Here is a 12,198-nt window from a genome sequence, read left to right as displayed (position 1 = left end):
CTTAAGTCATGGCTGACTTAGATGCGTGGAACGGCATCGAAGATCACGACTGGATTGGCCGTGTAAAGACCTGTCTGAGTGGTAATCGGCGGGGCGGCGGTAATCACCAGATCAGCCCGCATGCCCGCGTTGGATTCGGTATCGCCGACCACTTCTTTAGAAATACCGCCCAAGACTACGCCGTTGAAGGTGTAGGTCAGCGGGATGTTGTTGTTGCCGTTGAACAGGGGTTGCGGACCACCTTCCACATAAGCATTGACCGAACCGTTAGTGTGGCGGATATCGTAAGCCGCACGCAGTGGGCTCAAGGTCTCACTTATCACGTTGTAGGCCATTTTTTCATCTTTACCGAAGTCAGGATTCACCGGTTGGGCGTGGAAGACTTCGGTGGGGATATTAGCGCTGATGTTGATGGACGAACGCGCTTCTTCCGCAGCGAATGCCATCGAAGAGCTCAGGGCCAGGAGGGTCATCGGAACGGCGATTGCAAGCTTCTTGAACATTATTAAGTACCTGTCAATTTCAAAGGATTGGTCCGTGGAAAGCATGAGTCGCCCGTATTACCGTCTTGAATAGAGGCAATCTGGCTCAACTTTCGACGAAGAGAATGATCGGCCAATCCGCTGAAAAAGTAAGTACGTAACTTCCGAAGAACATGTAGTAACAACCGCCCGCGACCCAGTAGAAAAAAACCGCAAAATCAATAATTAAAACGTCCAACCGACAGAAACATACTACAAACAGTTTTAATAGAAAAAGCACACAGATTAATTAAATACATTCCCTGTAAGAGAAGGACTACTTAGGCGTAACTATTAAAAATCATTCGCTGTTAGTTACGCATGATTAGATCAATCACTCTAAAACCGCAAGCCACAAAACGGCATATCCCACGCCGCACTGAAACCCCGCCGCGATGCCCCCTCGGGCAACGACCGTTGGTCCTGTTGGCTTGTCATTTCGATAAGATATATCTTAAGTTGTATCTAAACACGACGAGAGAAGACAAAAAATGAGAGACCATCATTCCCCCCACCGCGAACACGGCGACGGCCGCGACGGCTTCGAGAAACGCCCGGGCCCCGGCCGCGAGCGCGGTGGACGCGGCCCACGCGTATTCGCCCCTGGCGACCTGAAATTGCTGCTGCTGGCGCTGATCGCCGAGCAGCCGTGCCACGGCTATGACCTGATCCGCCAAATCGAAAGCATGTTCGACGGTGCCTACAGCCCCAGCCCTGGTGTGATCTACCCGACCCTGACCTTCCTTGAAGAAAGCGAAATGATCCTGGGCGACGCCGAGGGCGGAAAAAAACGCTACAGCATCACCGACGCCGGACGTCTGTCATTAAGCGAGCAGGCGATTGCCCTGGACGGCGTGCGCATGCGCATCGAAGTCAGCAAACGCTCATTGCGCGGCCAGGACCGCCCGGCCGAGATCCATGAAGCGGTGCACAACCTGCGTCACGCCTTGCAAATGCACCATGGTCGCTGGAGCCCGGAAGAAATCCTGCGGGTACGCGACCTGCTCAACAACACGGCCAAAGCCATCGTCGACGGCCCCGCCGTTCAACCTGTTTCGGAGAAAGTCGAATGATCGATGTGATCATGCCATCCCAAACCATTCACCGTGTCAGCCACGAGATCAAACGCCGTCGCCTGCAAGTGTTGCGGGTGGTCGACCTGACCCCGCGCATGCGCAGGATTACCCTCGGTGGTCCAGAACTCGCGGGCTTCGTCAGCCTCGGCACGGATGACCACGTCAAACTGCTGTTCCCGCAAGACGCTGCGGAACAAGCGGCGCTGGAAACCCTGGTACTGGGTGCCGGCAAGGACAACGGGCCGATGCCCGCGATGCGCGACTACACGCCACGGCGTTACGACCTGAACACGCTGGAGCTGGACATCGACTTCGTGCTGCACGGCGACGGCCCTGCCTCGACCTGGGCCGAGCAGGCCAAACCCGGCCAGTTCCTGCACATCGGCGGGCCACGGGGCTCGATGATCGTGCCGGACATCTTCGACAGCTACCTGCTGATCGGTGACGAAACTGCCCTGCCCGCCATCGCCCGCCGCCTCGAAGGCCTGGCCGCCAATCGGCGCGCACTGGTGATCGTGGAAGTGGAAAACGGCGCCGAACAACAACGCCTGGAAAGCGCCGCGCAAGTCGATGTGATCTGGGTGCTGCGCGAAGGAGGCAGAAACAACCTGCTGACCACCGTGCAACAGATCAAAGTGCCCGCTGGCAATCTGTATGCGTGGGTGGCGACCGAAACCAAAGTGTCGCGGCAGATCCGCCGGGCATTGCTCGATGAGCACGGGCTGGACGAGCAGTTTGTGAAGGCCGTTGGCTACTGGCGGCTGGAGGGCAGTGACGAGGAATAACCGCCACGCTGTGGCTGCATGCTTTTTGTGGCGAGGGAGCTTGCTCCCGTTCGGCTGCGAAGCAGTCGTTAACCGGACAACACGGTGTGTCAGAGGATACCTGGTTGCAGGTTCAGGGCTGCTTCGCAGCCCAGCGGGAGCAAGCTCCCTCGCCACAGTCAGTGTTCACTTGCGATCCGTGCGCCACCGATCCAACCCGATCACCAACAGTGAAACCAGCACAAACCCCGCCAACAATCCCCCTGCATTCACGAACACCTGTGGATAACCCAGTTTGTCGACGTCAATGAACGGATAGGGATAAACCGCCAGCAGATGCCCACGCCATAGCGAATAGCCGAAGTACACCAGCGGATAGATCACCCACAACGCAATGTGCCGCAGCCGCAACGTCCCCTTGGGTACACAGAACCACCAATAAACCAGGAACAGCAACGGCATGACGTCATGCATCAGCTCATCGGCCAGCCATTGCCAGCCTTCGGGATGCCATAAATGGCGCAACAACAGGCTGTACGCCAAACCGACCACGGCGATGCTCACCGCAATTGCGCTGCTGACCCACGGCTGCAAAAACCAGCGCCGCGCCGCTGACTCGCGGGACGTCAGTTCGCAGGTCAGCACCACCGCCACCAGCGTATTGGTCAGCACCGTGAAAAAGCTGAAAAAACTCACCAGCCCGCCCAGCAGACTGGCCGCGATACTCCAGCGGGCATAGAGAATCAGGTACATCTGAATGCTTAAACCCGCCCAGCCCAGAATCGCCGCCACGGCCACACAACGACGCCTCGCGGTCGAGGGTATGACCATGCTCAGACCGGGCGCTTGGTGCGCATCAGCTTCACGTACAGGCGTTCGACCTTCTCCCGCGCCCACGGGGTTTTGCGCAAAAAGGTCAGGCTCGACTTGATGCTCGGGTCGCTCTTGAAGCAGCGGATATCGATACGCTCGGCCAGCCCTGACCATTCGTAGTGCTCAACCAGGGCGTTGAGGATTTGCTCCAGCGTCACGCCGTGCAGGGGGTTGGTGTTCTGTTCGGTCATGCCGGGCCTTTGAGCGATGAAAGGATGAGAAGCCGCGCACCTTAGCGGAGGCTTTCGTCCGGTGGAAGGGCTCCGGCCGAAGGCATTCGTCAGAGGCTGAATTAACTGTAGGCGAGTTGGCCATCATCCGAGGGACAAACGTCAGGGGATAGCGCCTGGGCTCAGTAATAACGACGCGGGTCCGAATCGATCAGACTGGCCAGCTTGGTCAGGGCAAACCGCAATTCGTCCTGGCTGGTGGGCGACATCAACACCAGTCGCACGCAGCGCGTAATGCCGCTACGTTCGGCCTGGAACTGGGTGCCACTGAGAACCAGCACGCCGTTGGCACGGGCCAGCATGGTGAATTCGTCGCTGGTCCAGGGCTCGGGCAACGTTAACCAGACGTGGTAGGCATACGGCTGGGTCTTGAGCTCGAAATTGGCGAAGATTTCCTGAGCGATCGCCTGCCGTCCGGCGGCTTCGTTGCGCTGAATACGGATCAGCTTTTTATCCAGCCCCTCGGTGATCACATTGCTGGCCAACTGAGCGGTCAATGGCGACGGCATCCAGACGCTGCTGCGCACCATGGAGGTCAGGCGCGACAGCAGTTTCGGCGGGCTATAGAGATAGCCAATCCGCAAGGCCGGCATGACCGACTTCGACAGGCTGGTCAGGTACACCGAACGATCCGGGGCAAACGCCGACAGCGGTTTGATCGACGGGTCGGTGGCCAGAAAACCGTAAATGTCATCGTCCAGGATGATGAAGTCGAACTCCTCGGCCAATGCCGCGATTTGTGCCCGACGTTTTTGCGACATGATCGCCGCCGTCGGATTCTGACAGGTCGCCACACAGACCAGCATCGCCGGTTTCTCACGCTGGCACAGTTCGCGCAGCGCTTCGGGAATGATCCCTTCATCGTCCATTGGCACGCCACGCAGGCGTCGTTCCAGTCCATGGGCAAGGGAAATGATGCCGGGGTAGCAGAGCTCCTCGCAGAGCACCAGATCACCGGCGTTGGTCAACGCACTCATCGCGACCATCAAACCATGCTGGGCGCCGGCGGTGATCACCACTTGCTGCCATTGTGCATCGGGCAACGAATGGCGCAGCCATTGCGCGCCCGCCTCGCGATGAGCCGGATGACCGCCATCGGGTGCGTAATCGAGGGCATCGGCAAAATCCGTGCTTTTGGCCATGCCCACCAAGGCTCCGCGCAACCAGTATTCCAGGGTTTCGCTGTAAGGCTTGATGATCGAAAGGTCCAGTAACTCAGACTGCCCAAGATTCAGCGAGGCGGCACTGTTGCTGGCCGGCAATTCCAACTGCTTCTGGTTGAGCACATAAGTGCCGCGCCCTACTTCCCCCTGCACCAGACGCCGCCGATGGGCTTCGCTATAGGCACGGCTGATGGTACCGGGCGTGACATTCAGCGTGGTGGCCAGCTCCCGCAAGGTCGGCAGACGATCACCTTCGTTCAACACGCCGTTGCTGATATCGCGCGCCAACGCATCGGCAATCGACAAATACATCGGCTGGTTGAATTCGCTTAGCTGAGGAACCCACATGAATGACCGCTACCATCGTAGAAATGATGAATATCCGAGCATATCACAGGGTGGTCAGGCAACTAATAAATGGACTCAATCAATAAATTGAGTCGATTGATTCGGCGAATTAATCGAAAAGCATCTTTCACGTAAAATATTTTAAAACCAATAAATATGCTTATAAATCAATTAGTTATTTAAAAAAAATCTGACAAATACACCTTGATAACCAAAAAGCATCACGTAACAACCCATCCACCCATTGAATCAACTCAATTCATTCAAATACACTCATCTCGAATCAAAGCAATCGACTCAATCTCAATTCTGAATCACCGCGTGCCCGCCACGCCAAGTCGAGACATCATGGACACACTCAGAAAGGATCTATCCCTGTCAGCGATCATTGCAGGCTTCATCGCCGTGATCATTTCCTATGCCGGCCCGCTGATCATCGTGTTTCAGGCGGCCCGGGAAGCGCACCTGCCCAACGATCAAGTGTCGTCCTGGATCTGGGCTATTTCCATTGGCAGCGGCATTACCGGTCTGTTATTGAGCTGGCGTTTGCGGATTCCGGTGATTACGGCATGGTCGACACCGGGTGCGGCGTTGCTGGTGTCGATGCTGCCCACGGTTTCCCTGCCCGAGGCCATCGGCGCCTATGTGGTCGCTTCGGTGATTATCGCGGTGGTCGGCTTGTCCGGTGCGTTCGACAAACTGATGAATCGCCTGCCCAAAGCCATCGCCGCCGCCATGCTCGCCGGCATCCTGTTTCGTTTCGGCGCCGAACTCTTCACCTCGATCAAGCTGCAGCCGAGCCTGGTGCTGTCAATGATCGCGGCGTACCTGATCTTCAAACGCTTTTCACCGCGCTACGCCATCCTGTCGGTATTGATTGTCGGCTGCGCCGTGGCCGCCTCGTTCGGTGCACTCAACACCGGTTCGATCACCATTGATCTCGCTCACCCGATCTTCATCGCCCCGCAGTGGAGCTGGCACGCGATCATCAATATCGGCCTGCCGCTGGCCCTCGTCACCCTGACCGGGCAGTACGTGCCGGGCATGGCGGTGTTGCGCACCTCGGGCTATAACACGCCTGCGCGCTCGATCATTTCGGTCACGGCCATCGGCTCGATTTTGATGGCGCCATTCGGCTCCCATGGCTTAAACCTGGCGGCCATCACCGCCGCTATCTGCACCGGCCGCGAAGCCCATGAAGATCGCGACAAGCGCTACATCGCCGGGATCGCCTGCGGGGTGTTCTACATTCTGATGGGCATCTTCGGCGCGACCCTCGCTTCGGTGTTTTCTGCCTTGCCCAAAGAGCTGATCGCCTCCCTCGCCGGCCTGGCCCTGTTCGGGGCGATCAGCGCCGGGCTGACCGGCGCCATGGCTGAAGAGAAACAACGTGAAGCCGCGCTGATCACCTTCCTGGTCACCGCCTCGGGCATGAGCTTCCTGGGGCTGGCCGCTGCATTCTGGGGGCTGATCTTCGGGCTCGTGGCACATTTCGTACTGACCTACACCCGGGAAAGCAAAGCCGGCACCGTCGCCGAGGGCAGCCGACCATGACTGCGCGTGACGACTTCACGGGCAGCGGTCTGAAAGACACGTCCATTTTTCTTTCCGATACCAGCAAAAGCCAGTCACGGGTGTTGCCGCGTCACGCGCCAGCCCCCTTGGCTGAAGCACTTATTTAAAGGAATGCCCTCCATGAGCCTGCAGAATCTAGACCCCACCCTCGCTCGCCTGATCAGCCGCGAACGCAACCGCCAGGAAACCCACCTGGAGTTGATCGCCTCGGAAAACTACGTCAGCGAAGAAGTGCTGGAAGCCCAAGGTTCGGTGCTGACCAACAAGTACGCCGAAGGCTACCCAGGCAAGCGCTATTACGGTGGCTGCAAAGTGGTCGACGAGATTGAAAGCCTCGCCATCGAACGTGCCTGCAAACTGTTTGGCAGCGAATATGCCAACGTCCAGCCGCACTCCGGCTCCCAGGCCAACCAGGCCGTGTTTCTCGCGGTGCTCAACCCTGGCGACACGATTCTGGGAATGTCCCTGGCCGATGGCGGCCACTTGACCCATGGCGCCTCGGTAAACTTCTCCGGCAAGTTCTACACCGCCTATTCTTACGGCCTGGAAAAACACAGCGAAACCCTCGACTACGCCGAGATGGAAGCCCTGGCCCGGGAACACCGACCGAAAATGATCATTGCCGGTGCCTCGGCGTATTCCAGAACCATCGACTTCCAGCGTTTTCGCAACATCTGCGATGAAATCGGGGCGTACCTGATGGTCGACATGGCGCACTACGCCGGACTCATCGCCGCCGGCCTGTACCCCTCGCCGGTCGGCATTGCCGACTTCGTCACCTCGACCACTCATAAAACGCTGCGCGGCCCACGGGGCGGTCTGATCCTGGCCAAACGCGAACATGCGGCGTTGCTCGACAAGACGATATTCCCGGTCTATCAGGGTGGACCTCTGATGCACGTCATCGCCGCCAAGGCCGTAGCGCTCAACGAAGCCCTCGGTGATGAGTTCAAGCACTATCAGCAACGCGTCATCGACAACGCCAGGACCATGGCGAATATCCTTACTCGACGCGGCCTGCGGGTGGTGTCAGGGGGCACCGACTGCCACATGTTCCTGCTCGATCTGCGCGCGAAGAACATCACCGGAAAAGATGCCGAGGCGTTACTCGAGAGCGCCCACATCACCTTGAACAAGAACGCGATCCCCGACGATCCGCAAAAACCTGCGATCACCAGCGGCATTCGCATTGGCACACCCGCCCTGACCACGCGCGGCTTCGGCGAAGCTGAATGCGCCGAAGTGGCCAACCTGATTGCCGACCTGCTTGAGCAACCGACCAATGCGGCGCTGCTGGACAATGTCCGTCGACGGGTGATGCATTTGTGTGAATGTTTCCCGGTCTATCTGTTGAATTAACAGCACTGAAACATAAGAAGGCGGACGCTTCAGTCCGCCTTTTTTTGGCACCATCCGGCACTGCGGCGACCGGTCGCAGCCGACTGTTACCAAATCCGAAAGGATCCATGTCAGTAAAAGCCCTTTCTCAATGTGTTACAGAACATTATCCTTACGCCCGTCCTGCTGAAACGCTTCTCCCCTGCTGCATTCCTGCTGCGTTCAGCGCATCCCCTTTAGAAAAAGATCAAGAATTCCTTCTCTATGCCTGATTTTCAAACTCCGCGAGACAGCGCTGTCTCACCCGCTGTGTCCGGCCGGAAAGCCCTGAATCTGATCAGCGGGTTCACCGCACTGGGCCTTGCCACTTGCACCCAGGCCGCGCCAGCCTTCGATAGCGACTCGCCATGGATGCTCGGTGACTGGAACGGCACTCGCACCGAACTTTCGGAAAAAGGCTACGACTTCAAAGTCGATTACACCGGCGAAATGGGCAGCAACCTGCACGGTGGCTACGACCATGACCGTACCGCGCGCTACAGCGATCAGTTTGCCTTGGGTACTCACCTGGACTTGCAGAAGATTCTGGGTTGGGACGACGCTGAATTTCAGCTGACCATCACCGAACGCAACGGCAACAACATCAGCAACGACCGGATCAACGACCCGCGTGTCGGCGGTTTCACCTCGGCGCAGGAAGTCTGGGGCCGTGGCCAGACCTGGCGCCTGACGCAGATGTGGTATCAGCAGAAATTCTTCGACCAGAAGCTCGACATCAAGGTCGGCCGCTTTGGCGAGGGTGAAGACTTCAACAGCTTCCCCTGCGACTTCCAGAACCTGGCGTTCTGCGGCTCCCAGGTCGGTAACTGGGTCGGTGGCATCTGGTACAACTGGCCGGTCAGCCAGTGGGCCATGCGCGTCAAATATCACCTGACGCCCGAGCTCTACGCGCAAGTCGGGGCTTACGAGCAAAACCCGTCCAATCTGGATCGTGACAACGGTTTCAAGCTCAGCGGCAGCGGCACTCAGGGCGCAATCCTGCCGGTAGAACTGGTCTGGACCCCGAAGCTCAATGGCCTGCCGGGTGAATACCGCGCTGGTTACTACTACAGCAGCGCCAAGGCCAGCGACGTCTATAAGGACAGCCATGGCCAGCCGGCCGCCCTGAGCGGCGAGGCTTACCGCAGTGCATCGAGCAAGCATGGCGTATGGCTCGGTATTCAGCAGCAACTGACCAGCCGCGCCAGCGACAATTCACGCGGCCTGAGTGTGTTCGCCAACGCCACGATGCACGACAAGAAGACCAACGCCATCGACAACTATGTCCAGGCCGGCGTCGTCTACAAAGGCCTGTTCGATGCCCGCGCCAAGGACGATATCGGCTTCGCGCTGGCCCGTGTCCACGTCAACCCGGCCTACCGCAAGAACGCCGAGGCGACCAATCAGGCCCGCGCCGTCCAGGACTTCGACGATCCGTCGTTCCTGCCCCCGCAAGACACCGAATACAGCAGCGAGCTCTATTACGGCGTGCACGTCACTAACTGGCTGACCGTGCGCCCGAACCTGCAATACATCCGCCACCCCGGTGGCGTCGACAAGGTCGACGACGCGCTGATTGGCGGGATCAAGATCCAGTCATCGTTCTAATTAAACGCATAAAACCTGTGGGAGCGGGCAAGCCTGCTCCCACAGGGACCGCATCAACCAAACACTTTTTCGATGAACCATGCCCGCGCCAGATCGTCATCTACAGTGACTACTGCGCGGGACTACTTAAAACGTCACGGAGAACCACACTATGAGCACTGATGGTGCTTTGAGTCGAAGCCGTCTATTGCCGACCCTGCTCGGCATTCTGCTTCTACTAATGGGCCTGGCCTTGCTGGCCGGGGGGATCAAGCTGAGCATGCTCGGCGGCTCGCTGTATTACCTGCTGGCCGGTATCGGCCTGATGGTGGCCGGTGGGCTGCTGCTGGCCGACCGTTATGCGGCGCTGAGCGTGTACGCTGTGGTGCTGTTCGCCAGTACCGTCTGGGCACTGTGGGAAGTCGGTCTGGACTGGTGGCAACTGGTGCCGCGTCTGGCGCTGCTCTTTACCCTCGGCATCGTCATGCTGCTGCCATGGTTTCGTCGCCCGTTGCGTCGCGGCGACTTCAACCCGGTCGGCACCGGTGTGCTGAGTGCTGCCGTGGTCATCGCCGGTATCGCCGCGCTGGCCAGCCTGTTCACCAACCCCGGTGAAATCAAAGGCCAACTGGACCGTGACGCCGTGCCTGGCATGAGCAACACCGCCCCGGCCATGCCGGATGGCGACTGGAACTCCTACGGCCGCAGTGCCCATGGCGATCGCTACTCGCCACTGGCGCAAATCACCCCGCAGAACGTCAGCAAACTGGTTCCCGCCTGGACTTTCCGCACCGGTGACCTGCCTGGCCCGAACGACCCGGGCGAAACCACCGCCGAAAACACCCCGCTCAAAGCCAACGGCATGCTCTATGTCTGCACGCCGCACAGCCAGGTGATCGCACTGGACCCGGACACCGGCAAGGAAATCTGGCGTTTCGACCCGAAGCTCTCCACGCAGAACGCAGCGAACTTCAAGGGTTGGGCGCACATGACCTGCCGTGGCGTGACCTATCACGATGATGCCGCCTACGCGTCCGAGCAGAGCCCGACCGGCACTGCCAACCCGCCAGTGACCAGCGTCTGCCCGCGCCGTATTTTCCTGCCGACCGCCGACACCCGCCTGATCGCCCTGAACGCCGACACCGGCAAAATGTGCGAAGACTTCGGTAACGGTGGCCAGGTCGACCTGACCGCCAACATCGGCGGCTTCACCCCTGGTGGTTACTACTCCACTTCGCCACCGGCGGTCACCAAAGACCTGGTGGTGATTGGCGGCCACGTCACCGACAACGTTTCCACCGACGAGCCAAGCGGCGTCATCCGCGCGTTCGACGTGCACACCGGCAAACTGGTGTGGAACTGGGACAGCGGCAATCCGGACGACACCACGCCGATTGCCGAAGGCAAGGTCTACACCCGCAACTCGCCGAACATGTGGTCCATGTTCGCCGTCGACGAAAAACTCGGCATGCTCTACCTGCCGATGGGCAACCAGACCCCGGATCAGTTCGGTGGCGCGCGTACCCCTGAATCGGAACTGCACTCCGCCGGCCTGACCGCGCTGGACATCGCCACCGGCAAAGTGCGCTGGCACTTCCAGTTCACTCACCATGACCTGTGGGACATGGACGTCGGTGGCCAGCCAACCCTGATGGACCTGAAAACCGCAGACGGTGTGAAGCAGGCGGTGCTTGCGTCCACCAAGCAAGGCAGCATTTACGTGCTGGACCGCAGCAACGGCAAGGCCATCGTGCCGATCAACGAAGTGCCGGTGCCACAAGGCGCTGTCGAAGGTGATCACACCTCGCCGACCCAACCGAAATCCGACCTGAACCTGATGCCGCCGCCGCTGAAAGAGCGCGACATGTGGGGCGTCACCCCGTTCGACCAACTGATCTGCCGGATCAACTTCAAATCCCTGCGCTACGACGGCCCGTTCACGCCGCCATCGCTACAAGGTTCGATCGTTTATCCAGGCAACTTCGGTGTGTTCGACTGGGGTGGTATCTCGGTTGACCCGGTGCGTCAGATTGCTTTCATGAACCCGGACTACATGGCGTTCAAATCGAAACTGATCCCCGCCGCCGAAATCGCAGCCCAAGGCCCGCGTAAAAGCGAAACCGAAGGTGTGCAGCCGAACAAAGGCGCGCCATACGGCGTCATCCTCGAACCCCTGCTCTCGCCAATGGGCCTGCCGTGCCAGGCACCGGCCTGGGGTTACGTGACAGCGGTCGACCTGACCACCAGCAAAATCATCTGGAAACACAAAAACGGCACCGTGCGCGACAGCTCGCCGGTTCCGATCCCTCTGAGCATGGGCGTACCGAGCCTGGGCGGGACCTTCACCACTGCCGGTGGCGTAGCCTTCCTGAGCGGCACCCTCGACCAGTACCTGCGCGCCTACGACGTGAAAAACGGCAAGCAGCTGTGGGAAGGCCGCCTGCCAGCCGGCGCGCAAACCACACCGATGACCTACACCGGCAAGGACGGCAAGCAATACGTGCTCGTCGTTGCGGGCGGTCACGGATCGCTGGGCACCAAGCAAGGTGACTATGTGATTGCGTACAAACTGTCGGAATAAGCGGTAGCGGCAGTTAAAACAAAGGCGACGCCCTGTGAGGGGCGTCGCCTTTTTTTGTGGGCGCTGCAATCCCCGCCATCCCCAAAATCCCTGTAGGAGCGAG

At 59.1% G+C, this 12,198-nt stretch carries 11 protein-coding genes; 7 read left to right on the top strand and 4 right to left on the bottom strand.

All coding sequences use genetic code 11. From position 1 onward, the window contains the following. Positions 1-17: 17 nt before the first annotated feature. Positions 18-503: a CS1 type fimbrial major subunit gene (locus ACEN9A_RS04770; RefSeq protein ID WP_019651323.1), complete on the bottom strand. Its 486-nt coding sequence runs from the start codon at positions 501-503 to the stop codon at positions 18-20. Positions 504-1,012: 509 nt separating this feature from the next. On the opposite strand from ACEN9A_RS04770, the gene ACEN9A_RS04765 reads away from it, so the two are divergent. Further along, positions 1,013-1,594, top strand: a complete 582-nt coding sequence (locus ACEN9A_RS04765) for a PadR family transcriptional regulator (protein ID WP_019651322.1) — start codon at positions 1,013-1,015, stop codon at positions 1,592-1,594. After that, complete coding sequence (locus ACEN9A_RS04760; RefSeq protein WP_258672477.1) at positions 1,591-2,382, top strand: siderophore-interacting protein; 792 nt, start codon at positions 1,591-1,593, stop codon at positions 2,380-2,382. Before ACEN9A_RS04765 ends, ACEN9A_RS04760 begins: the two co-directional genes overlap by 4 nt. A gap of 165 nt (positions 2,383-2,547) precedes the next feature. Here ACEN9A_RS04760 and ACEN9A_RS04755 read toward each other — a convergent pair whose 3' ends face one another. The 3 genes from ACEN9A_RS04755 to ACEN9A_RS04745 form a co-directional block, all read right to left on the bottom strand. Continuing rightward, on the bottom strand, positions 2,548-3,192 hold the full coding sequence (locus ACEN9A_RS04755) for a Pr6Pr family membrane protein (protein WP_258672476.1): 645 nt from the start codon (positions 3,190-3,192) through the stop codon (positions 2,548-2,550). 2 nt (positions 3,193-3,194) lie between these two features. Then, positions 3,195-3,425, bottom strand: coding sequence for a VF530 family protein (locus ACEN9A_RS04750; protein WP_007941719.1), 231 nt, complete (start codon positions 3,423-3,425; stop codon positions 3,195-3,197). Positions 3,426-3,586: 161 nt separating this feature from the next. After that, positions 3,587-4,975 (bottom strand): aminotransferase-like domain-containing protein, encoded by a 1,389-nt coding sequence (locus ACEN9A_RS04745; RefSeq protein WP_258672475.1) that lies wholly within the window; start codon positions 4,973-4,975, stop codon positions 3,587-3,589. 348 nt (positions 4,976-5,323) lie between these two features. Here ACEN9A_RS04745 and ACEN9A_RS04740 point away from each other — a divergent pair, with 348 nt between their 5' ends. From ACEN9A_RS04740 to ACEN9A_RS04720, 5 genes are all read left to right on the top strand, one after another. Beyond that, a complete protein-coding gene (locus tag ACEN9A_RS04740; protein ID WP_258672473.1) occupies positions 5,324-6,529 on the top strand; it encodes a benzoate/H(+) symporter BenE family transporter in 1,206 nt (401 codons plus the stop codon). Further along, on the top strand, positions 6,526-6,657 hold the full coding sequence (locus ACEN9A_RS04735) for a hypothetical protein (protein WP_258672471.1): 132 nt from the start codon (positions 6,526-6,528) through the stop codon (positions 6,655-6,657). The genes ACEN9A_RS04740 and ACEN9A_RS04735 overlap by 4 nt, the downstream gene beginning before the upstream one ends. 13 nt (positions 6,658-6,670) lie before the next feature. Beyond that, on the top strand, positions 6,671-7,909 hold the full coding sequence (gene glyA, locus ACEN9A_RS04730; protein ID WP_258672470.1) for a serine hydroxymethyltransferase: 1,239 nt from the start codon (positions 6,671-6,673) through the stop codon (positions 7,907-7,909). Between the two features lie 243 nt (positions 7,910-8,152). Beyond that, positions 8,153-9,535 (top strand): carbohydrate porin, encoded by a 1,383-nt coding sequence (locus ACEN9A_RS04725; protein WP_258672469.1) that lies wholly within the window; start codon positions 8,153-8,155, stop codon positions 9,533-9,535. 151 nt (positions 9,536-9,686) lie between these two features. After that, positions 9,687-12,095, top strand: coding sequence for a glucose/quinate/shikimate family membrane-bound PQQ-dependent dehydrogenase (locus tag ACEN9A_RS04720; RefSeq protein ID WP_258672467.1), 2,409 nt, complete (start codon positions 9,687-9,689; stop codon positions 12,093-12,095). The last annotated feature ends 103 nt before the right edge of the window (positions 12,096-12,198 follow it).

The organism is Pseudomonas sp. Pseusp18, from assembly GCF_059506005.1.
The sequence above is the reverse complement of the archived record's forward strand: the minus strand, read 5'-3'. Positions and strand labels throughout refer to the sequence as shown.

Bases quoted from the DNA above. Each gene is read 5' to 3' on its own strand.
- ACEN9A_RS04770 (WP_019651323.1), bottom strand. From the start codon at position 503: ATGTTCAAGAAGCTTGCAATCGCCGTTCCGATGACCCTCCTGGCCCTG.
- ACEN9A_RS04765 (WP_019651322.1), top strand. From the start codon at position 1,013: ATGAGAGACCATCATTCCCCCCACCGCGAACACGGCGACGGCCGCGAC.
- ACEN9A_RS04760 (WP_258672477.1), top strand. From the start codon at position 1,591: ATGATCGATGTGATCATGCCATCCCAAACCATTCACCGTGTCAGCCAC.
- ACEN9A_RS04755 (WP_258672476.1), bottom strand. From the start codon at position 3,192: ATGGTCATACCCTCGACCGCGAGGCGTCGTTGTGTGGCCGTGGCGGCG.
- ACEN9A_RS04750 (WP_007941719.1), bottom strand. From the start codon at position 3,425: ATGACCGAACAGAACACCAACCCCCTGCACGGCGTGACGCTGGAGCAA.
- ACEN9A_RS04745 (WP_258672475.1), bottom strand. From the start codon at position 4,975: ATGTGGGTTCCTCAGCTAAGCGAATTCAACCAGCCGATGTATTTGTCG.
- ACEN9A_RS04740 (WP_258672473.1), top strand. From the start codon at position 5,324: ATGGACACACTCAGAAAGGATCTATCCCTGTCAGCGATCATTGCAGGC.
- ACEN9A_RS04735 (WP_258672471.1), top strand. From the start codon at position 6,526: ATGACTGCGCGTGACGACTTCACGGGCAGCGGTCTGAAAGACACGTCC.
- glyA (WP_258672470.1), top strand. From the start codon at position 6,671: ATGAGCCTGCAGAATCTAGACCCCACCCTCGCTCGCCTGATCAGCCGC.
- ACEN9A_RS04725 (WP_258672469.1), top strand. From the start codon at position 8,153: ATGCCTGATTTTCAAACTCCGCGAGACAGCGCTGTCTCACCCGCTGTG.
- ACEN9A_RS04720 (WP_258672467.1), top strand. From the start codon at position 9,687: ATGAGCACTGATGGTGCTTTGAGTCGAAGCCGTCTATTGCCGACCCTG.